At 62.8% G+C, this 21,028-nt stretch carries 14 protein-coding genes; 10 read left to right on the forward strand and 4 right to left on the reverse strand.

The window, feature by feature from the left end:
• Positions 1-281: 281 nt before the first annotated feature.
• Both AC1D0O_RS21195 and AC1D0O_RS21200 read right to left on the reverse strand, forming a co-directional pair.
• Complete coding sequence (locus AC1D0O_RS21195) at positions 282-2,384, reverse strand: D-(-)-3-hydroxybutyrate oligomer hydrolase (RefSeq protein ID WP_477655469.1); 2,103 nt, start codon at positions 2,382-2,384, stop codon at positions 282-284.
• 256 nt (positions 2,385-2,640) lie between these two features.
• The gene (locus AC1D0O_RS21200; RefSeq protein ID WP_477655470.1) at positions 2,641-3,285 is read right to left on the reverse strand and encodes a helix-turn-helix transcriptional regulator; all 645 of its coding nucleotides are present in this window, start codon (positions 3,283-3,285) and stop codon (positions 2,641-2,643) included.
• A gap of 188 nt (positions 3,286-3,473) precedes the next feature.
• Between AC1D0O_RS21200 and AC1D0O_RS21205 the strand changes: the two genes are divergently transcribed.
• From AC1D0O_RS21205 to AC1D0O_RS21220, 4 genes are all read left to right on the forward strand, one after another.
• The gene (locus AC1D0O_RS21205) at positions 3,474-4,601 is read left to right on the forward strand and encodes a threonine synthase (protein WP_477655471.1); all 1,128 of its coding nucleotides are present in this window, start codon (positions 3,474-3,476) and stop codon (positions 4,599-4,601) included.
• A gap of 378 nt (positions 4,602-4,979) precedes the next feature.
• Positions 4,980-5,417, forward strand: coding sequence for an Hsp20/alpha crystallin family protein (locus AC1D0O_RS21210; RefSeq protein WP_477655472.1), 438 nt, complete (start codon positions 4,980-4,982; stop codon positions 5,415-5,417).
• A gap of 115 nt (positions 5,418-5,532) precedes the next feature.
• Entirely contained in the window at positions 5,533-5,940 is a 408-nt protein-coding gene (locus tag AC1D0O_RS21215) for an Hsp20/alpha crystallin family protein (protein WP_477655588.1), read from the forward strand.
• 404 nt (positions 5,941-6,344) lie between these two features.
• Positions 6,345-6,593 (forward strand): GlsB/YeaQ/YmgE family stress response membrane protein, encoded by a 249-nt coding sequence (locus AC1D0O_RS21220; RefSeq protein WP_477655473.1) that lies wholly within the window; start codon positions 6,345-6,347, stop codon positions 6,591-6,593.
• An 81-nt stretch (positions 6,594-6,674) separates the two neighbouring features.
• Here the strand turns inward: AC1D0O_RS21220 and AC1D0O_RS21225 are convergent, their stop codons facing one another.
• Positions 6,675-7,097: a YybH family protein gene (locus AC1D0O_RS21225; RefSeq protein WP_477655474.1), complete on the reverse strand. Its 423-nt coding sequence runs from the start codon at positions 7,095-7,097 to the stop codon at positions 6,675-6,677.
• 269 nt (positions 7,098-7,366) lie between these two features.
• Between AC1D0O_RS21225 and AC1D0O_RS21230 the strand changes: the two genes are divergently transcribed.
• The 6 genes from AC1D0O_RS21230 (at position 7,367) to AC1D0O_RS21255 (ending at position 12,636) form a co-directional block, all read left to right on the forward strand.
• Positions 7,367-8,209, forward strand: a complete 843-nt coding sequence (locus tag AC1D0O_RS21230) for a DUF6216 family protein (protein ID WP_477655475.1) — start codon at positions 7,367-7,369, stop codon at positions 8,207-8,209.
• Entirely contained in the window at positions 8,206-8,658 is a 453-nt protein-coding gene (locus AC1D0O_RS21235) for a hypothetical protein (RefSeq protein ID WP_477655476.1), read from the forward strand. Before AC1D0O_RS21230 ends, AC1D0O_RS21235 begins: the two co-directional genes overlap by 4 nt.
• 82 nt (positions 8,659-8,740) lie before the next feature.
• Positions 8,741-10,687 carry an ATP-dependent nuclease gene (locus AC1D0O_RS21240; protein ID WP_477655477.1) on the forward strand — a complete coding sequence of 649 codons (1,947 nt, stop codon included), beginning with the start codon at positions 8,741-8,743 and terminating at the stop codon, positions 10,685-10,687.
• A gap of 106 nt (positions 10,688-10,793) precedes the next feature.
• A complete protein-coding gene (locus AC1D0O_RS21245) occupies positions 10,794-11,537 on the forward strand; it encodes a tRNA-uridine aminocarboxypropyltransferase (protein WP_477655478.1) in 744 nt (247 codons plus the stop codon).
• A gap of 52 nt (positions 11,538-11,589) precedes the next feature.
• Positions 11,590-11,949, forward strand: a complete 360-nt coding sequence (locus AC1D0O_RS21250) for a hypothetical protein (RefSeq protein WP_477655479.1) — start codon at positions 11,590-11,592, stop codon at positions 11,947-11,949.
• Positions 11,950-12,042: 93 nt separating this feature from the next.
• Positions 12,043-12,636, forward strand: a complete 594-nt coding sequence (locus AC1D0O_RS21255) for a putative glycolipid-binding domain-containing protein (protein ID WP_477655480.1) — start codon at positions 12,043-12,045, stop codon at positions 12,634-12,636.
• Between the two features lie 79 nt (positions 12,637-12,715).
• On the opposite strand, the gene AC1D0O_RS21260 is transcribed toward AC1D0O_RS21255, so the two are convergent.
• Positions 12,716-20,926 (reverse strand): autotransporter-associated beta strand repeat-containing protein, encoded by an 8,211-nt coding sequence (locus AC1D0O_RS21260; protein WP_477655481.1) that lies wholly within the window; start codon positions 20,924-20,926, stop codon positions 12,716-12,718.
• Between the last annotated feature and the right edge of the window lie 102 nt (positions 20,927-21,028).

Raw genomic sequence — 21,028 nt, forward strand, 5'->3', positions numbered from 1 at the left:
CTCCCACCCCTTGTGGATGCGCCGAGGAGCGCAGGGCCAGACGGATCAGGGATCGCGTTGTTTGAGCCGAAGGCGAGTTTAGCGAGACCCCGTCTGGACCGAGCACCGCAGGTTGCCCGCAGCGAAGCGTAGGGACGCAGCAACCAGGGTCGCCTTTTCTTTTGCTTACTTTTCTTTTGGCGAAGCAAAAGAAAAGTGAGTAGCCGCCGGGCTACCCCCGGCCAGCAGCTCTCAGCAAAGAGAGCAGAGGGAGCGCGGACAGCCGGCGCAAGACCCGGCCCTCAATCAGCAACCGTCACCACGTTGTTGGAAAACGTGATCCGATCCCCCACGTCCGGCACCACCTTGATAGCCGGCACGTTCGCCAACGTAATCGGATTGGCAACGCTGCCAGTCTGGCCCCGCGGCAGAGTCCTCACCACCTGACTCCCCGGCAAGGGCGCACCAGTCTTGAGGTGGGCATACATCATGTCCATGGCCTGGATGAAATAGCGGTGCAGCGGAACCAGCCGCGCACCATAACCCGGAAACCCCAGGAAGGCGTCGAAGTGCTGGGCGTTGGTGACCTCGATGTAGGAGAGTTTGCTATTACGTCCCTCGACCATCTTGTTGAGGCCGAAGTAAGGCCGCGAAGTGAAGGCCACCGGCACCAGCGTGTCGGAACGGCCATGCACGATCAGGGCCGGCTTGCCCTGCAGGTTGGCGTTGCGCAGCACTTGCTGTATGCCCTCGCGAACGCGCAGGGCGTCGGGGGTGTTGGTGCTGACCAGCGCGCGCAGGCACAGCGCGCCGGCGCTGTTGTAGTCCTGCACATTGCCGGCCGACACCGAGGCCGCATCGAGCAGCGGGCCGCCCAGGCTGGCGTTGTTGACGATGTTGACGCCCACCGTGGGCGGCACGCCGTTGCCCGTGCCGAAAGAAGTCGCCAGCGCGGCGGCCGATGCGGGCACCGGCACATTGGGCAGGGGCGCGGTGGCCGGGGCCGTGGCGGCAAAGCTGTAGCCGCACAGGTTGTCCTGCACGCCGGCGCGGCCATAAGCATTGGCATAGGTCAGCGCTACCGGCAGCGTGGCAAACGAATAGTGCGAGGCCTGCAGGTCGTTGCTTTCGGGCTGCCAGCCCGCGGCCTGCAGCACCGACATGGCGCTGGCCGCCTGTTCGGCCGGGGTGTTGCCGTTGACGAGGCCTTGGGCCTTGAGCGCGGCGCAGCGGTTGGCGGCGATCGCCGGATTGATGGTGTTGAAGACGTTGGTGGCCGGCGACAGCAGCGCGGCGCAGGGCTGCAGCAGGTTGGCCAGCGTCGTGTAGTCATACAGCGGCCTGCCGGTGCCGGCCAGCACCGCGTTGCCGCGCCGTACGCTGAGCCGCGCATCGGGCACCAGCTGCACCTGCGGCTCACCGACCGCCACGCCGCTGATCAGGCCGCGCGTATCGAGCTCGGCCGCCGCCAGCGCCGCGCCGGCGCCGTTGGAGACGCTGGAGGCGATCACGATGGTGTTGGATGGGTTCAGCGTCCGCAGGCGCGCGCTGCCGTCGCGTGAGGGCGCGCCATAACGTTCGTTCAGCACAAAGTAGGCAAACTCCACCGCCTGCAGCGTGAAGCGGCCCCAGTCTTTTTCGGAGTTCTGTTGCGAATGCGCATGCTTGACGGCAAAGCGGTTCGGCGTCGCCGCGTTGAAGGCCGTGCGTTCCGCCGGGCTCAAGGCGGCCGTGAAATTGGAGGCCGCGCCGGCCGCACCCGCATCGGCGCGCAGGCCGTTCTGCAGGTGCACCGTGTTGTTCTGCAGGTCATGCATGCCGCTGCCGGTGCCCTTGTCGGTGTAGGCCACGGCGCAGCCGTTCTTCAAACCCCATTCGCCCGAGGAGCCGATGGCGCCGTAAATGCCGCGCGAGCCGCTGGAGGTGCCGGTCACGATGCAGGCATTCGCCGGGTTGAAGCTCGCCGGCACCTGCACCATCATGGTCACGTTGTGCCGGCCGCTGCCGTCGTCCGAGTAGGCGATGAATTCGCTGCCGGCGATCTTGCCTTCGCCGGTGGTGATGACGCCGCGCGCATCCACATTCGGGCCGTAAAGCGTGCCGTAGCCGCCGGCCGGCGAGATGTCGAGGATGGCGCGGTAGTTGTTGTAGATCGCGATGCGCCGCAGCTCGGCCGCCGTCGGGTTCAGCGGATCCACCGGCTGCGGCGCCGCGCCGCCCAGGCCGGTCTTGCCCAGGCCGGCGGTCAGCAGGTCGTCGTTGCCGCCGTCATACACCCCCATGGTGATGGGGCCCAGGTAGCTGGGCTTGGTGTTTATCGGGTCGCCCGCGCCGCCGGCGCAACCGGCCAGCAGCGCGGCCGCCGTGAGCAGGCCCAGGCCTGTGGTGATGGGGGTGGTTTTCATGGCGTCCTCCGTTGGTGTTGTCGCGCTGGCTGGAGCGCCCATCATCATCGGGTCAAGGACGCCTATCTGCGCGTTTTTGGCGATTTGATTTGTAAGGGTTTTGCCTCTGTTCGGCCRTCGGCCCTCACCCTAACCCTCTCCCAGAGGGAGAGGGGACTAGAGAGGTTTCCTCTCCCCCTGAAAGAGGGAGCCAAGAGGTTTTACTCCCTCCCCCGCTGGGGGAGGGTTGGGGTGGGGGCCAGCGGCCGCCGAATCCCTACTTCGCGTCGCTATACACCGTAGCCCGCGAAACCCCCATATGCGCAGCCGCAATCTCCGCCCCACGCCGTATCTCCAGGTAGCCCGCCTTCTTCAAGTCCTGCACCAGCTGCTTGCGATCCGAAGGCCGCAGCGAGCGCGAAGTGGTGGCGCGCGCGGCGGCGAACTCGTCTATGCACTGGTGGATGCGGTCGGCGTTCGCCGCATCCAGCGTCTCCGTCACGGCGCTGCTTTCAATCGCGGTGAACTGCGACATCGCGGCCTGGAAGCCGTTGAACAGCGTCAGGTCCACATTGAGGCAGATGGCCGCCACATACTCGCCGGCCTCATTGCGTATGCCCACCGAGGTGCTCTTGACCTTGCGGCCGTCGGCGAACTGGTTGGCGTAGTTGGCGATCACCGCGGGGTAGTCCGGGTCCTGGATGCGCGCCAGGCCCAGTTCGGTCGCGGGCTGGCCCACGCGCCGGCCGCTCAGGTTGTTCTCGATCGCGAGGATGGCGTTTTTCGGATGCGTGAGGTCATGCACCACCACCTCGCAGAACGGCGCGAAGGTCTTGCCCAGGCCTTCGGCGATGTTCTTGAGCTCGGCGAGCAGGTGCTTGTTGCTGGGCTGGGCGGCTTGCTTGGCGGGTGTCTTGGGCATGGCGGTGGTTTCCGAATTCAGACAAATTGTCTGGTTGACCATCGTATCGCAGTGTGCGGATCTGGAGGCCGCTGGCCCCCACCCCAACCCTCCCCCAGCGGGGGAGGGAGCCGGAGTGGGAAGGGCAATTTGACGATTTATCCAGTACTGGATATATTATCCAAGTTCTGGACTTTGAACCAAGCCCCATGCAGCCGCACTACATCGATCCTCGCACCGGCAAACACTACCCGCTCACCGACCGCCGCTGGCGCTCCGACGACGGCAACCCGCTGATGCTGAGCGCGCTGCCCGGCATCAGCCGCGATGACGTAGCCACGCGCGAGCGCTCGCTGTGGCGCTACCGTGCCGCGCTGCCGCTGGCAATCAACAGCAGCGCCAGCATGGGCGAAGGCTGCACGCCCCTGGTCGAAAAACCCTGGGGCGGGCTGTCGCCGCTGTTCAAGCTCGAATGGTTCAACCCGACCAGCAGCTTCAAGGACCGCGGCGCGAGTGTCATGGTGTCTTTCCTCAAGCAGCTGGGCGTCGGCCACATCCTGGAAGACAGCTCAGGCAACGGCGGCGCGGCGATTGCCGCCGCCGGCGCCGCAGCCGGCATGCAGGTCAAGATCCTCGCGCCCGCCTACACACCCCTGCCCAAGGTTGCGCAGATACGCGCTTTCGGCGCCGAGGTGCAGCTGGTCGAAGGCCCGCGCGAGGAGTCCGAATACGAGGCCATACGCCAGTCGGAGCACATCTTTTACGCCAGCCACAACTGGCACCCCTTCTTCCTGCAGGGCACCAAGTCCATCGCCTATGAGTTGTGGGAAGACCTGGGCTTCAAGGCGCCCGACAACATCATCATTCCCTGCGGCGCCGGCAGCAATGTGCTGGGCTGCCACATCGGCTTCAGCGAGCTGCTGGCCTCCGGCCAGATCAAGAAGCTGCCGAAACTCTTCGCGGCCCAGCCGCTCAACTGCTCGCCGATTGACGCGAGTTTTAAGGCCGGTAGTGATGGGCCGGTGGAGCGCATCGTCAAACCCACGATCGCCGAAGGCACGGCCATCAAGCGGCCGATACGCCTGGCCGAGCTGCTCAAAGCGCTGCGCGAATCGGGCGGCGGGACCGTGGCGCTGAGTGAAGAACAGATCGCCACCGCCGTCCGCCGCCTGGCCGCCACCGGCCTGTACGCCGAACCCACGAGCTCCTCGGCCGCCGCGGCGCTCGATGTCCTGCACGCCTCGGGCGCCATCAAGGGGAATGAGACCACGGTGGTGCTGCTGACCGGGACCGGGCTGAAGTCGACGCAGTTCATGACCGAACTGTTTGCGGGCTAGCGCCAGCTTCTTTTCCTCTCTCCCCGATTGAACTCCCTCCCCCGCTGGGGGAGGGCAGGGGTGGGGGCCAGCGGCCTTTGAACACCTGGCGAAACTTCGAGCGCCGTCAGCCCCCATCCCAACCTTCCCCCAGCGGGGGAAGGAGCAAGCCCCAATCGCAGGCTTCTTTTCTGACTCCTTCCCCCAGCGGGGGAAGGAGAAAAACCAGCCCAGGCCGAGCCTGCAACAAAACACTTCAAACGCAGGTAAACGCAAAAGCCGCAACACCCCTCTTGAAATTTTCCGGCGAATTCCTACTTCCTCCATCCGGGCGCTGAGCCGCCGGTCCGGCGCCCCTTCATTGAATGACCATGTTCAACCTGAATGGAGGTAATCGCCATGTTTCGATCGCTGTTTCCCTACGACATGTTCGGGGAGATGGACCGCCTGCAACGTGAGATCCAGCAGGCCCTCGACTTGTCTCCCAACATCCGCGGCTTCGGCCGCAGCGGCTTTCCCGCCCTCAACATAGGCGGCACGCCGCAGACCGTGGAGGTCTATGCTTTCGCCCCCGGCGTCGATCCCAAGACACTTGAGATCGACCTCGAGCGCGGCATGCTCACCATCGCCGGCGAGCGCAAGTCGCAGCTGCCTGAAGACGGCGCGCAGTCCACGCTGCACATCAACGAGCGCTTCGCCGGCAGCTTCCGCCGCGTGATCAGCCTGCCCGAAGACGCCGACCCCGACGCCGTCGAGGCCAGCTTCAAGGACGGCTTGGTCCACATCAGCATCCAGCGCCGCGCGGCCGCCCAGCCACGCCGCATCACCATCCATTAATGACATGACTTGAAGACAGACAAGGAGGTCAACCATGTTCGGTAAATCCACCCAAACCACCAACGACACCGGCCGCAATGTCGGCAGCTTCAACAACAACAGCAGCAACAACGCCATGCAGAACGGCGCATCGCCATCCGCCGAGGTCACGCGGCAGCAGCAGCAAGGGCGGCAATCCGCCCGCTACACCAATGCCACCCTCACGCCGCCCGTCGACGTGCTCGAAGACAGCACCGGCATCACCCTGTATGCCGACCTTCCCGGCGTGCCCAGGGAGAACCTCAAGCTCCAGGTCGAGGCCGACACCCTGACCATCGAAGCCGAGTCCGCCCTGGCCGCGCCCGAAGGCCTGCAGTCCAGCCACACCGAGGTCGGCCTGGGACGTTTTCACCGCGTCTTCAGCCTCAGCAAGGAACTGGACACCGAGAACGTGACGGCCGAGCTCACCCACGGCGTACTCAAGCTGCGCATCCCCAAAGCCGCGCACGCACAGCCGCGCCGCATCAACGTCAAGGTGGCCTGAGCGCTTTCAACTCCCTCCCCCGCTGGGGGAGGGCAGGAGTGGGGGCCAGCGGCCTTTGACCAGCTCCGGCGCAACCTCAAGCGCAGCCGGCCCCCATCCCAACCTTCCCCCAACGGGGGAAGGAGCAACACAATCACAGCGCCTCTCCCAGATTCAGCTCCCTCCCCCGCTGGGGGAGGGCAGGRGTGGGGGCCAGCGGCCTTTGATCAGCCTCGGTGCAACTCGAGCGCAGCCAGCCCCCATCCCAACCTTCCCCCAGCGGGGGAAGGAGCAAAGTCCTTCTCCTACATCCCCGCGGATTCCCCGCCGATAAGCCGCACCTCCCGGCCCCGCCATGCTGGCCAAGGCAGGCAAACCCGCCTGCCCGCCACCCACCCACCAGCAATCCCGCACCAAGCACACCCATGACCATTCTCTGGACCATTCTTATCGGCTTCCTCATCGGCCTTGTCGCCAAGCTCTTGATACCCGGACGCGACCCCGGGGGTTTCATCATCACCACGCTCATCGGTATCGTCGGGTCATTCATCGCCAACTACGTGGGCATGGCCGTCGGCTGGTATCGCAACGGCGAGACGGCCGGGTTCATTGCGGCAGTGTTGGGGGCGATCGTGCTGGTGGTGGCTTACCGCCTGGCAGCACGCAGAGGCTAAGCCCCAAAAAGCAAACAACACAACAGCCTCGGGGGCACGCATGACACGAAGGGAAAAGCGTGGGGCGCTGTTCCAGCGTTATCACCGCGACGTCTTGGCTTCGGCCAGGGGGTCCGCATGCCGATGCACCAGCTTCCATGAATCGCCTTCGCGCCTGAACACCTCCGTCACGCGCAGCTTGTTCGCCACGGGCTCGGCTTGGCCCTTCATGCGCGCCTGCGCCTGTTGAATACCCGTCCAGTAGGCGACGGTGTCGCCCGCCGCCATGTCGATGATCTCGAGTTCGGTCGTGCTGCCCGGCTCAAACCGGCCGGCATCCTTCTCATAACGCGACCACACGGCTTGGGTGCCCTTCACGACACCGCCGCCCGGGCTCATAAAACTGGCCGGTGACTGCTGCGCCACGATGCGCCCCAGCGGTACCGCGTCGCCGCTCACATAAGCGGCCGCAACCTGCTGCCGCTCTTGCATGAATGTTTTGAAATCCTGTTGCTGTTGGCTCATGGTGTCTCTCCTTAAAAGGACACGCTAAGCCCGCCGCATGGGGCGGCCGCGTAGGACAAGGGAGGTGGGGGAAAGCGGAGAAATCGTACTGCGTGGGTGTTTTGGTGATTATTCACCGGCGAAATGAATGCGTTCTGGCTACTTGAAGCGCAGAAGGACCCTAGCTCCGCGACCACTTCAGGTTCATGATGGTTGTCACAAAGTGTTGGCTAGCAATTACCTTACATGCCCGCTCCTATTCGTTTCCTCCGTTCGATTGCGAGTCCTCGATGGACTTAACCGCGCTCTCCACCATCTCCAATGCCCTGGGAACTCTTGCCCCAGGAGGCCTCGTTCTACTCTTCTTGTGGGTTATATGGCGGACCGAGTCACGCCATGCCTTGATTCACCGGTTGTGGCAACTGGTTCATGGCAACCAGGAAATTGCCGACCCTGAGATCAAGGCCTTCATCAATGAGCAAAACAGTTTGATGTCTTTCCGGTTCATCACCGGCGTCCCGGTAAGTAATCTCGAGCAGGCAAGACAGCTTATTCGGTGGACAGAGCTTCGCAAGGTGGAGATGTTTGCGCTACGCATGGCAGGCCGGTACTTCGATCCAGATAAGCGGCAGATACGGGTGGATGATTTGCCGTCAACGCTTGCACAACGTGTTTGGCTCGCGTCATTTGTGCTGCTTGTGCCCGTGATCTTCCTCAGCGCTTCTCTTGCGTTCCTGGACATGGCCTTTGTCAAGGTAAAGGCAACTGACCGTTGGTTGACTATTAGCGAGAACGAGGCCCGGCCTGTTTGGCCTCCTTTCTCTGAGCCCCTTCAGAAGACGGACTGTTCGACCAACGCTGATGAGCAGCCCAATCGCTCAAAGTTCACAGACGAAGAGGTCCGCGTGTTGTGTGGCGTGCTCAAGAACAATGGGAGTGCTAGCTATGCCCGGGAGCTAGTCAAAAAGCAGCGCCAAGCCGCCTTGTTTCCGCTCTTCGTTTCCATCTTGGCGGCCGCTATGTCTTTCTCGGAACTGGTAAGTGGGTTCGCTGCAAAAAGATTGAGAGATAAAAATCTTGATCCAAGTCTTCTCGGTGGTAGCAAGCAACCCGGAATCGATTCATACCTATGAAATCTGACCTTGCTTCGGTTCTTCCCTTTCTTTTACCCGCAGCCATTGCGTGGGTAGAAAGACAGGAGTGTGAAATCATTAAGTTTGGGAAAGAGCTATCTGAATCTGAGCTTTTGCTCGCGCGAAGTGTCGGCGTTACTTACCCAGAGAAGATTCGCGTCCTGCTCGTAGAGCAACTCCCATTGCCGGAAGACTTGCAACTTCGGCAGGTAGCTCTGAGCGCGGGATTGCTCGGCCCCAACATGATTGGCTTGACTTTGGGATATGGAATTTACCTTCGTAATGGATACAACTCTCAGCGACTCCTGTCCCACGAATGTCGCCATGTCTGCCAGTATGAGCAGGCGGGTTCAGTTGCTTCATACATTCCGAGATACCTGCAACAAGTGGCAGAGTTTGGATATGCGGACGCACCGTATGAGAGAGACGCTCGAGCTCATGAAGTTTGAATGAAAACATTCGCGGAATATCACCCTTCGCCAATAGCCAGCGAGAGTCCCGTAACAACATTGACCTAAGCGGAGGGAAATCATGCAGATTGAAAAAATATACGTAGAGAACTTTAGATCGATAAAAAGGGGGGAGGTTAGCCTAGGCGGAATAACAACATTTCTCGGACGAAATGGAGTTGGAAAATCAACCGTTCTGTATGCGCTGGAATCCTTCTACAACATCGCTGTTCAATATTCATATCTCGACTACTACAACCATCAACAAGTCGATACCAGTATTCGAATTCGAATTACCTATTCGGCTTTGAGACCTGACGAACTTGCGGCCTTTGGAAGTTATGTGCAGGATGGAAAACTCACGGTAACGAAAGTAATTAATCAAGGAGGTGCGCGTTACTTTGGAACCGTGCCGCAAATAGCGGCATTCTCAGAACTGCGAAAGCTCGGTGCCAACGACAAGAGAGCCGGTCTTAAGCAAAAATTAGACGCAGGTGAGTTTCCTAACTTCGGTGATATTCCTAGAAGGTCGGAGGAAGTTGATCAGGCAATGGATGCCTATGAGGCAAAACATCCGGAGCTTACGCAGCCTATCGAGCGCGAAACGCAGTTTCTAGGCCCTCGCAATGTGGGCGGAGGCAAGCTTGATAAATTCACCAAATTCGTATTAGTTCCAGCAGTTCGTGACGCAGCGGCGGAGATGGAGAAGAGAGGTGCAATCGCACAGCTCCTAGAGTTGATCGTCACCAGAAGCATTAATAGTCGTCGCGATTTTCAAGAGTTCAAACAAGAGTTCGAGACGAAGGCTCGTGAACTCTATGGCAAAGAAAATCTTCCAGAGTTAGCAGAATTAGGGAAACTGGTAACGGCAAGATTGGAGAGGTACGCGCCAGGATCCGAGCTATCAATTGACTTTGAGGAACTGATACCCCCTACGATCCCCTTGCCGGATGCTGTGGTTAGCATCTCCGAAGACAACTTCAAAGTGCCGATTAGATACACGGGACATGGACTTCAACGGGCTCTGATTCTCGCGTTGCTCGAGCAGCTGTCGATGATGCAATCTCGCCCGGCCGAAAGAACAGATGACCGAGCGGAGGTAGCCATCGAGCCAACTCGCCTTCCGGATCTAATTCTCGCAATTGAAGAGCCCGAACTCTATTTGCATCCTGCACGTAGCCGATATCTTGCAAGAATTCTTCGGGAACTGTCAAAAACAGAGGCTAGCCTCGAACTCCCGAGCACACAGATAGTGTGCGTTACTCATTCTCCATACTTCGTAAACGTGGAAAATTTTGATGAGGTCCGCATGTGTCGCAAAGGACCGCCCGCAGAGCCGGGTCATCCAAGAATAACGACCTTTACCACCTTCACACGAGCAGAAGCCGCGGGACGCCTTGCCATGGTCACCGGCTTACCTCCTGAGCGATTTACAGCCGCAACTTTTGTCGCGCGGGCTTCACCAGTTCTGAACTCCTTAGTTAACGAGGGACTTTTTGCCGATGTGGCAGTGGTCGTCGAGGGCGATTCCGACGTTGCCGCACTGTGGGCAATGCAGCTGTTCATGAAGAAGAAATGGGATGAACTAGGGGTAGTTGTGGTCCCAGTGATGGGGAAGAACAATATTGATAGAGCCGTCGTGGCATTTCAAGGGTTTGGGATCCCGACGTATTTTCTATTCGATGGCGATAAAACCAAAGCAGAAGGTGCTGCAACGAATCGGACACTTTTGCGGTTAGGAAATGCGAATGTAATTGACTTTCCGCCTACTGAGGTTTCTGCGGGATGCGCTTTTTTTGAAGATGATATCGAAACCTATTTGCGGACAACTTTGAACGAGAGATATGACACTTTGCGGAACGAATGCTGCATCAGATGCGGTCACGAGAAACCTAGTACTGCACTCAAAAACTCAGAAGTCATGAGCCTATTTCTGCATCAGGCGCATGCAGAAGGAGTTGAATTTCCGGTGCTTCGAGACATTGTGGAAAGGGTGTCGAATATCGCTCTTGAACTACGTGCCATGTAACCATGGCTCGTTTGATCGGATCAGCATAGGCATAGGCATAGGCAGCATCAGGGCACGTTACGATTGGGATAAGTAACCAGCGCGCTCGCCTTCGCCAAACCCTTCCATGCCCCACGCCGTCTCCCGCCTGCGCACCGCCCGCCTGGCGCGCGCCTCCAAACCTTTTCTGGCCCGCGGCGGTCCGCGCAATGAACGTTGTGCCGCTTGCCGGTTGATTCCCAGCCATTGCATGTGCTCGCTGCGGCCAGCCGTGCCGGGTGTGCGTGCCGGTGTGTGCTTGGTGATGGCCGACATCGAGGCGCTCAAGCCCAGCAATACCGGCTGGCTGATTGCCGATGTGGTGGCGGACACCTTTGCGTTTGAGTGGGCGCGCACCGTGGTGGACCCTGGCTTGATCGCCCTGCTGGCGGACCCGCAGTGGCAGCCCTACTTGGTCTTCCCCGGCGAGTTTGTGGCGGCGGAGCGGGTGGTGACGGAGGTGTTGCCGCCTGATTCAAGCGACGGCAGGCCGGGCAAGCGTCCGCTGTTTGTGCTGCTGGACGCGACCTGGCCCGAGGCGCGAAAGATGTTTCGCAAAAGCCCTTACCTCGACAAGCTGCCGGTGCTGAGTTTGCAGAGCGAGCAGCTCTCGCGCTACAAGTTAAGGCGCTCGCAGCGCGACGAGCACTTCTGCACCTCGGAAGTCGCGGCCTTGTGCCTGGCGCTGGCCGGGGAGGTCCATGTGGCCGAGATACTTGAGGCCTACCTTGACGTGTTCACCAACCACTACTTGAAGGCCAAGCAACAACAACCTCTCGACCTCGAAGACGCAGCGCACCGGCGTTTGCGCGGCCTGCGTTTGCCTGGCTAGCGCCCTGGTGCCGCATAGTTCACACTGTCAAAAAACAACCCAATACCTGGCCATGAACCGACTCCCTTATTTGCGCAAGCGGCCTTCGGCAGCGGATGAAAGCGAAGGCCTGGGCTGGCGGCTGTTGGCCGCGCTGGTGGCCGTGCCGGTTTTTGAGGCTTCGCTGCTCCTTGGCATGTACTTGGTGTATCCATCGCGCGGCATGGCCTATGTGTTCTTGTCGATTCCGCTATGGGTGCATGGGGTGTATCTGGGTGCAGCCTCCCTCACAGGGTTGCTGTTTGGTTTCAAAGGCATCACCAGCCTGCTGGGCCATCTGTTCTTCACGCACCATGAAAACGAAAGAAACCGGCTGGTGACGGCGCTGCTGTGGGGCGGGCTGGCGTTTGTGGCTTCGCGCTTTGTGCCTTAGTGCGCGCGGCTTACGTTTGTAGACAAGTCTCGAGCGGCGGGCACTGGCAGCCAAGCGCCTCCCCGCGCACAATGGTGGCCCTTCGAAAGGGTCATGCCCATGGTGAACGAAACCTCTCCTTCATTTCGAACGATCTGCTGGCAGCCCACGTGGAACCCTGCTTCGCCAGGCCTGGGGCTGGAGCACTTGTTGCTGGCGCAGGGCCAGGCTGACAGCGTGGTGCTGGCGGTCGATGAAGATGACGAGCCCTTCCGCCTGGCCTACCGGCTTTACTGGGACGAGGCCTGGCAGCTTCGCAGTGCCGACTTCTTTCTGGCCAAAGCCGGCGTCAACCGGCTGCTGAGCCTGCGCACCGACGGCAAGGGTCATTGGCAGGATGGCGAGGGCCGGCCGCTGGCTGATCTGGACGGATGCCTGGACATCGACATCTGGCCCACGCCGTTTACCAACAGCTTTCCCATCCTTCGCGAGCCCCTGGCCGTGGGGGAGCGGCGCAGCTTTCGCATGGCCTGGGTGCTGGGGACGGAGCTGACGGTCAAGCCGCAGCCACAGGCCTACACGCGGGTGCGCGACAGGCTGTATCTTTTTGAGAACCTCGATGGAACCGGCTTCAAGGCTGAACTACCGGTGGACAAAGACGGCCTTGTGCTGGACTATCCGGAGCTGTTCCGGCGCGTGAAGACCTGACGGCCCGAGACAGGCGCTCGCGCCTGCACCCAGGCGCGAGCCGGCAGGCCCGCTTATCCCCGCGCCTGAAATCATCTGCTTACTGGCAGCCGCCTTGATCCAATGAACACGTGGAGCGGAGAATCGTGCCGGCGCCAAAGTCCAGCGGCGCCTTCATCTTCTGCAAGTCGGCCAAAGACCCGTGAAGCAGTGCATTGCCGGCCGGCAGTGACTTTTCTTCACGGCTGCCGCCATTGGCCAGGTCACCTTCTGCCGCGGCGATGACACTGGTCAGCCGCGAAGCATCGGAGCCGGCAAGGCTGCCCGCACCTGAAGCAATCGCGGGTACCACTGGCGGTGGCGGCGGCTGGACGATGGTGCCGGTGGTGGCGATGGTGACGCCTCCTGTCAGGGTGCCCAGGAAGCTGATGTTGCCGCCGCCGGTGCTGGTGACGGTGACGCCGGGTGACACGGTCACGTTGTCGCCGTAGCTTTGCGCGCCGGTGGTTTTGACGTTGCCGGCCAGGCTGGTGGTGCCGCCGGCGTTGGTGGTTAGCGAGGTCAACGCGGTCGTTGCCCCGACAGCGCCGCCAAAGCTGGTGGCACCCGTCGTGTTTACCGTCAATGTCTGGGCGCCGTTGACGGTGCTGGCAAAGCCGATGGCGCCGCCTGTGCTGGCCAATACGGCGTTGGCCGTCAGCGTGACGGGGTCGCCATAACTCTGGGCGCCGGTGGTGGTGACGTTGGCCCCGATGGCGGTGGTACCTGCCGCATTCGTCGCCAGGGACGCCACGTTGACGGCGCCGCCTAGCGTGGTGGCGCCGCTGCTGTTGAGGGTCAAGGCCTGCGCGCCGCCCACCGTGCCGGTGAGGTTGATGCTGCCTGCGGCAAGCGTGGTGGCCGCACCCAGGGTGACAGGGCCGTTGAAGGTTTGCGCGCCTGCACTGGTGATGGTGCCGGAGAGGGTTGTGCCCGCGCCGCCGTCTGTGATGGTGCCGGTGACACTGCCGCCGTTGCCGGCGATGGTGTTGGCCACCGCCGCCCCTTGCAGGTTGGCAACGCCGCTGTAGGCAATGCCTGCGTCTGCCGTGCCGCTGTTGGCGCCGGTGAGGCTGAAGGCCGCACTGGTGAGGGTGGTGTTGGCGCCGTTGCCTGTGAGGGCTTCAATGCCGCTGATACCCGCCGAGCCTGTGACGACGCCGGTTTGCGTGTTGATGCCGACTGCCCCTGTCTTGGCGCTCAGGTCAATCGTGTCCACCGAGGCCGTTGCGCCGCCGGTAACGGTTCCGGTGACAGAGCCCGCGTTGGCAAAAACGAAGGTGTCGGCGCCGCTGCCGCCGGTCAGGTTGGTGATGCCGCTGAAGGTCGCGCCATTGAGCGTGCCTGCATTGCTGCCGGTGACGGCCCAGGTGTTGGTGCCGTCGGTTGCGGCCAGCGTGTCGGTGCCGCCCCCGCCTGCGACGGTGCCGCCGAAGGTGGCGCCGGAAGCCAGGGTGAAGGTGTCGCTTGCCGTGCCGCCCGTCAAGGTGTTGATGCCTGAGAAGGTGAGCCCGTCGCCGTTACCGGCGCTGGTGCCGGTCAGGGTGTAGGACGCGGTGGTGTTGCGGCCGGTGAGCGTGTTGGTGCCGGCGCCGCCTGAGACGGTTGCGTTGAAAGCCGGCGCACTGCTGAAGTCGAAGCTGTCGCTGTTGCTGCCACCGCTGATGGTGGTGCCTGCATTGGACGCAATGGCGGCCGTTGTAGCAAACGCGCCGGCAGTTGAGCCACCAATGCCGAGTGCGACCGTGCCACCCGCCCCGTTGGCGCTGACCGCAGCGCCCAGGGTGATGTTTTGGCCTGCGCTCATGGCGACGTTGCCGGCCGTGGCCGTCACCGTGCCGCCCGCGGCGGAGGTGATGTCACCGCCTGCGCCCAGGGAGGTCAGCGAGACGCCGGTGGCGCCTTGCACAGCGTTGGCGCCGATGGCCAGGGTGCCGGTGGTCTGAATGCCCACAGTGCCCGAAGTTGCGGTCACGGGGCCAGCCAGGGACAACCCGGAAGCGCTGTCGGTCACCAGCACGCTGGATCCGGAAATCGGGCCGAGCGAACCGATGGCATTGCCCGCGTTGCTCAGATTGAACTGCCCGGTCGACACGCCGCGTACCACTGCGGCCGTAACCGCGCCGGTCTGCGTCAGGGCGACGGAAGTCGTCACGTCAAGCGTGCCGCTCAATGTGGTGGTGGGCAGCGACACGGCTGTGGGGCCGCCGGCAATGGTCAGGTTGGTGAGGTTGCTGATGGCGCCGCCAAAGCTGAGGGGCCCGGTGTTGGTGGTGGTCAAAGACTCGGTGCCGCCCGTGCCGGCCACGGTAGAGCCAAAGTTGACGGCACCTGAACCGGTGCTGACCGATGAGGTCCCCGCCAGGGTTGTGGTGCCGCCAACGATGAAGAGGCTGTTGGTGGTGGCGTAGCTGCCGTTCAGGGTGACGTTGTCGCCGTAATTCTGTTGCCCGGTGGTCGTCACATTGCCCAGGCTTGTCGTGCCGCCGGCGTCCGTCACCAATGAAGCAATGTTGACCGCGCCATTGAAGGCCGTGGCCCCGGTGCTGTTGACGACAAGATTGTTGGCGCCGCTAACGGTACCGTTGACGGTGACATTGCTGCCGGCCAGGACGGCGTCGTTGGTCAGCGTGACCGCGCCGTATGTCTGTGCGCCGGTGGTGAAGACGCCACCGCCCAGGCTGGCGGTGCCCGTGCCCGCCACGGACGTCGCGCCGATGGCGGCCGTGGTGACCAGTGCGCCGTTGTTCACGACCACAGCAGTGCCACCGCCCAGGTTCTGCGATGCCGCGCCGGTATTCAGCGTGGCGCCGCCGGCAATCGTGATGGCGGCTCCGGCGCCTGTGAGCCGGTTGACTGTGTTGCCCAGCGTCAGCGTGCCGGAATTGACGTTGACGGTTGTCACGGCGGCGGTGCCGTTCAAGGTGGACGCAAGCGTGCTGTTCAGCGTGCCGGTGCCAAGGGCGGAGCCCAGGGCCACGGTGCCGCCGTTCATGTTGTAGGTAGTGGCCTGCAGCGTGCCGGTTCCCGTCAGCGTGCCGTTGATGCCCGCGGTGAGGACGGTGTCGCTGAAGCCGTTCAGGTCCATCGTGCCGCCGGTGGCAATCGTCACGCCGGCCGTGTTGGCGAGGACATTAGCCGCGCCGAGGCGCAGTGTGCCGGTGTTGTTGATGGCAATGGCCGAGGACGCGTTGGTGCCTGTGACCTGGAGTGTGCCGGCATTCACGGTGGTGCTGCCGGTATACGAGCTGTTGCCGGACAGGTTCAGCGTGCCCGTGCCGGTTTTGGTCAGCCCACCGGTTCCCGAAACAACACCGGAGAAGATGGTGGAGGTGTTGTCGCCACCAGTGGTGAGGGTATTCGTACCCAGGGTCACCGCGCCGGCGCCGGCCAATGAGCCCACCGTCTCGGCGCCTGTCAGTGCCAGCGTCGCGCCCGCGGCAACCGTCGTCGCGGCATTGTTGGCCAGGGCATTCCCGGCCACGCTCAGCGTGCCCGCGCTGACCGTTGTGGTGCCGGTGTAGGTGTTGGTACCGGAGAGTGTCGTGGTGCCCGCGCCCGTCTTGGTCACGTTGCCGCTGCCGCTGACGGCGCCGGACATGACCAGCGTGTCGCCGCCCGCGGTAGTCGCCAGTGTGGCGTCGCCGATCAGGTTGACCGCGCCGGTCATGGCGGCGGTCGTGCCGCGGATGGTGCCGCCGTTGACGCTGACGCTGTTGGCCATGTTGGTGCCGCCAATGAGCACCAGCGTGTTGGATCCGACATCGATCGCGCCAGTGCCCGCGCCTGCGTGATTCCAGACGGTGAAGACGCTGCCGGCACCGATGGTGGTACCGCCGCTGTAGGTGTTGGCGTTGGCGACCATGACGTTGCCCGCCGTCGTCACCTGGTTGGCCCCGCTGATCCTGCCGTAGACGTCCAGGCCGGTGCCGGTGCCGGACAGTGTGGCGTTGCCGGTCAAGGCCACGTTGCCGTCGATCCGACCCGTCCCCGAGGTGTTGCCCAAGGTGCTGCCGCCCGCTGCGGAAATGTTGTTGCTCACCACCGCACCATCGTTCACAACCAGCGAGCCGGTCACAGTGATCGCGCCGCTGCCGACGTCGGCGGCTGGGCCGCTGATGACCAGGCTGCCGGCGTTGACGTTGATGGCACCGGTGTTGGTGTTGTTGGCTGTGAGCGTGAGAGCGCCCGTTCCAACCTTGTTCAAGGCGCCTGCGCCTGAGACGATGCCTGACAGCGTCGTCGAGGTGTTGTCGCCGCCCGCGGTAAGCGCACCGCCGAGAACGACGTTACCCGCACCCGCGATCGAGCCCACCGTCTCGCTGCCCGTCAGTGTCAGCGTCGCGCCCGCGGCGACCGTCGTCGCGGCATTGTCGGCCAGGGCATTCCCAGTCACACTCAGCGTGCCCGCGCTGACCGTTGTGGTGCCGGTGTAGCTGTTGCTAGCCGTGAGTGTCGTGGTGCCCGCGCCCGTCTTGGTCACATTGCCGCTGCCGCTGACGGCGCCGGCCATGACCAGCGAGTCGCCGCCCGCGGTGGTGGCCAGCGTCGCGTCGCCGATCAGGTTGACCGTGCCGGTCACGACGCCGTTCGTGGCGCGAATGGTGCCGCCGTTGACGCTGACGCTATTGCCCATGTCCGAGCCGTTGAGCGCCAGCGTGCCGGAACCGACAGCAACCGTGCCGCTGCCGGCGCCCGTGGAGCTCGAAATCGTCAGTACGCTGCCTGCGCCGATGTTGGTGCCGCCGCTGTAGGCGTTGCCGCCGGCAAGTTCGATGTTGCCCGCGGTCGTCAATTGCTGGGCGCCGCTGACGTTGCCGGTGATTTTGAGGCTCGTGCCGGTCGACGACAAGGTGGAGCTGCCGCCGCCGCTGTAGGTGACGTTGCCGGCAATCACGCCGGCACCGGCGGTGTTCCCCAGGGTGCTGCCGTTGCTTGCCGTGATGTTGTTGGTCACCGTCGCGTTCACGTTCAAGGTTTTCCCGCCGACTGCGATGGCACCCGTGCCGGCGGCCGTGGCATTGCCAAGCGTGAGCTGGCCGTTGCCGATGGTGGTGCCGCCGCTGTAATTGGATGCACCAGCCAGGGTTTGATTGCCCGTGCCCTGCTTGATCAAGCCACCAGTGCCAGAAATGGCGCCGGAGAACGTGGTCGAGCTGTTGTCGCCGCCGGTGACGAGGGTGCTTGCGGCCAGGGTCACCGTGCCGCCAGCGCCGGCCAGCGAGCCAATGATTTCGTTGCTGTTCAGCTGCAGCGTTCCAGCGTTCACGACGACGGCGCCCGCGTCGTTGATGGCAAGGCCGCCATTCAACAGAAGCGTGCCGTTGGTGACGGTGGTCACACCGGTGTAGTTGTTGCTGCCGCTGAGCGTCACGGCCCCGGCGTCGACTTTAGTCAGGGTACCCGTACCCGTGTTGATAGCCGACCCAATCACGATATTGGCGTTGCCACCCACAGTCAGCGCGGTGTTGGTTCCCAGGATGGCGCCGTTAATGATCAACGTGCTGGAATCCGAATTGATGGTGCTCGCTCCCGCCAAATTGATTGCGCCCGTCAAGGTGTTGCCGCCGCTGATGTTGCGAATTGCGCCGGTGCTGCTGACGCCGGTGCCGGTGACTGTGATGGCCTCGCCTACCGAGATACCGCCCTGCACCTGCAGCGCGGCGCCGGCAGCAATGGTGGTGGCGCCGCCCGTGGTGCCAAGCGCGCTGGCGTTCTGGATGTTCACGACACCGGCGTTGATGTTGGTAGCACCGGTGTAGATGTTGGCGCCGCTGAGCGTCACGGTCCCGGCGTCGAGCTTGGTCAAGCTTCCTGATCCAGTCGTGATGGCCGACCCAACCAGGATATTGCCGCTGCCACCTAAAGTCAGCCCGGTGTTGGTTCCTGTGATGCCGCCGAAAAACCTCAGCAAGCCGGAATCCGAATTGATGCTGCTCGCACCCGTCAAAGTGACTGCACTCGACAAGTCGCTGGTGCCGGAGATGTTGCGGATAGCGCCTGTATTGCTGACGCCAGTGCCAGTGGCTGTGATGGCTTCGGCTATGCTGAGGCTGCCTTGAATCTGTAATGCCGCGCCGTTGGCGATCGTTGTGCCACCAGAGGGCGCACCCAGCGCAGTGGCCTTCTGGATGTTCAGCACGCCGGCGTTGATGCTGGTAGCACCCATGTAGGTGTTGGCGCCGCTCAGTGTGACGGTGCCGGTGGTTGTCTTGGTCAGACCGCCCGTACCGGCGAGAATGGCGCTGATGCTGCCGTTTTGAAGGGTGTAGCTGCTGGCGGTCAGGACGCCGCCGGCGCCGGTAATCGAACCACCGGTGAGCGTGACATTGGCCACCGTGTCGCTGAACGCTCCCATCGCGAACGTGCCGCCGGTTACCGCCAGATTGGTTGTATCGCCAATCACGTTCGACGCGCCAAGGCTCACGGTCTTGCCCGACTGCGCGTTGACATTCATAAAGGACGCGGTGACTGAACTGCCTGCGCCCAGGGTGGTATCGCCGCCGAAGAACGTGACGTTGTTGGTGGCCACCAAACTGCCGTTGATGGTGTTGGTCGCCGAACTGAAGTCGTTTGTCACAGAGACGTTGGAGCCGGTCACCGTCGTCCCGGCAGCCACCGTAACCTTCCCGACTCCCGTAGCGCCGCCGGAAATAGAGTTCGCATTCAGGGTAATGGCTCCCGATGCGGTGATGTTCCCGTTCACAATGACGTCGTTGCCGGCCTTCAACGTCAGGCCGCCATTGCTTTTGTTGATGTTTGCGCCGACCGTGATGTTGTTCGTCGCCTGCAGGTCCACGTCTCCGACAGCATTCTGGATTGCCGCCTTGCCGATCGTGAAATCAACAGCGCCGCCGTCCCCAAAGGCGACAGCGAGATCGCTGACTTGCCCATCATCCGCGCCGGGGCCGTTGCTGATGGTGATGTTGGTCGGATCGAGCAGCAACGTGCCGGCCATGCCATTGGCCGCGCCGGTGTCCACGGCGCCGTTGAAGGCCAGGTTGCCCTTGCCCGAGACTTCGACGAAGCCGCCGTTGCCGCTGCTCGCGCCGCCCTTGGCACTGATCGCACCGTAATAACGGGTCGTATCATCAGCCCACACGATGACCTTGCCGCCGTCGCCGGTGGTTTTGGCGCTGGCGTCGATACTGGCATCGCCACTCACGAAGGTGACTTTGGCGTTGCGCTCCGTCCCCTTGCCCTGGAAGTTGCCGCCCACCAGCACCGTGCCGCCGCCGGCGTCACCGCTGGCGTCGATTCTTGTTCCGTCCATCAGCCCCACGCGCTCGCCCAGCACCTTGACGGTACCGCCGGTTTCGCCCGCCTGCGCGCCCCTGGCCTCCAGCGTGCCGCTGACCTTGACGATGCCGGTAGCTCCGCCGTCCAGCACGATGGTGCCGTTCTGGTTGGAGATAGAGTTGGCGCGTATCACGCCGCTCTGGTTGATCACGGTGGAGAAGGTGTCGCCCAAAGACGAAACCAGCACCGCGGCGTGGCCGCCGTCTACCGTAATGGTTCCAGTGTTGGAGGCCACCGCATCGACCGCTGCCGCGTCAACCGAAAATTTCACCAGGCCGCCGCCTGTGGGGTCCACGGAGACGCGCGAGCCGGCCAGCAGCCCCACGGAGCCGCCGGGCGCCGAGATGCTGCCGTGGTTGGCAACGTTGGGAGCCGCCAGCACCACGTAGCCGCCCTGGATGCTTCCGTAGTTCACGACGCTGCCGCTGGTAGCGCCGGACTGGTTGAACTGGTATTTGCCGGCCATGAAGTCGGCGTTGCTCAGGTTCAGGGTAGACGCTACAAGCCCGCCCACATTCACTTGCGCGCCCGGTGCAAACACCACGCCCGCGGGATTGAGCAGGAAGACCTGCCCGTTGGAAGTCAGGGTGCCGAAGATGGAAGAAACGTCACCGCCCCACACCCGGTTCAAGGCCACCGAAGCCGCGTTGGGCTGGATGAACTGGACCGACTGCCCCTGGCCGATGCTGAAAGCCTGCCACCCCAGCACGGCCTTGGACGTTGTCTGGTTGATGACCATCGACGATGCGGTGGGTGTGCTGACCGTGGCCGCTCCGGCCTCGACCACGGCGCCCTGGGGCAGTGCCCTGGCCAGCGAAGGCACGGTCACCGAGAGCACGGCCATCAGCAAATGCGACAGCCACGGCCCCGTGCGAATGCGGTAGGTTGCCCTGAGTTTTCGCGACAGGCGCACGACCACCGTACGGACGGAAAAACGGTAGCGGCGAACACGCGGGGCTTGGCAGGGGGTCATGGGTATCTCCAACGTAAGGAGGGCACTGGCTAAAAGAAAAGAGAAGAGAAAGAGAGGCTGGGGGCTGGCTGCGGCTAGCTGCGGCTAGCTGTGGCCTGTGCG

This window comes from Polaromonas sp. P1_F2 (assembly GCF_056405735.1).

Bases quoted from the DNA above. Each gene is read 5' to 3' on its own strand.
- AC1D0O_RS21220 (WP_477655473.1), top strand. From the start codon at position 6,345: ATGACCATTCTCTGGACCATTCTTATCGGCTTCCTCATCGGCCTTGTC.
- AC1D0O_RS21200 (WP_477655470.1), bottom strand. From the start codon at position 3,285: ATGCCCAAGACACCCGCCAAGCAAGCCGCCCAGCCCAGCAACAAGCAC.
- AC1D0O_RS21195 (WP_477655469.1), bottom strand. From the start codon at position 2,384: ATGAAAACCACCCCCATCACCACAGGCCTGGGCCTGCTCACGGCGGCC.
- AC1D0O_RS21260 (WP_477655481.1), bottom strand. From the start codon at position 20,926: ATGACCCCCTGCCAAGCCCCGCGTGTTCGCCGCTACCGTTTTTCCGTC.
- AC1D0O_RS21225 (WP_477655474.1), bottom strand. From the start codon at position 7,097: ATGAGCCAACAGCAACAGGATTTCAAAACATTCATGCAAGAGCGGCAG.
- AC1D0O_RS21255 (WP_477655480.1), top strand. From the start codon at position 12,043: ATGCCCATGGTGAACGAAACCTCTCCTTCATTTCGAACGATCTGCTGG.
- AC1D0O_RS21240 (WP_477655477.1), top strand. From the start codon at position 8,741: ATGCAGATTGAAAAAATATACGTAGAGAACTTTAGATCGATAAAAAGG.
- AC1D0O_RS21235 (WP_477655476.1), top strand. From the start codon at position 8,206: ATGAAATCTGACCTTGCTTCGGTTCTTCCCTTTCTTTTACCCGCAGCC.
- AC1D0O_RS21245 (WP_477655478.1), top strand. From the start codon at position 10,794: ATGCCCCACGCCGTCTCCCGCCTGCGCACCGCCCGCCTGGCGCGCGCC.
- AC1D0O_RS21210 (WP_477655472.1), top strand. From the start codon at position 4,980: ATGTTTCGATCGCTGTTTCCCTACGACATGTTCGGGGAGATGGACCGC.
- AC1D0O_RS21205 (WP_477655471.1), top strand. From the start codon at position 3,474: ATGCAGCCGCACTACATCGATCCTCGCACCGGCAAACACTACCCGCTC.
- AC1D0O_RS21215 (WP_477655588.1), top strand. From the start codon at position 5,533: ATGCAGAACGGCGCATCGCCATCCGCCGAGGTCACGCGGCAGCAGCAG.
- AC1D0O_RS21230 (WP_477655475.1), top strand. From the start codon at position 7,367: ATGGACTTAACCGCGCTCTCCACCATCTCCAATGCCCTGGGAACTCTT.
- AC1D0O_RS21250 (WP_477655479.1), top strand. From the start codon at position 11,590: ATGAACCGACTCCCTTATTTGCGCAAGCGGCCTTCGGCAGCGGATGAA.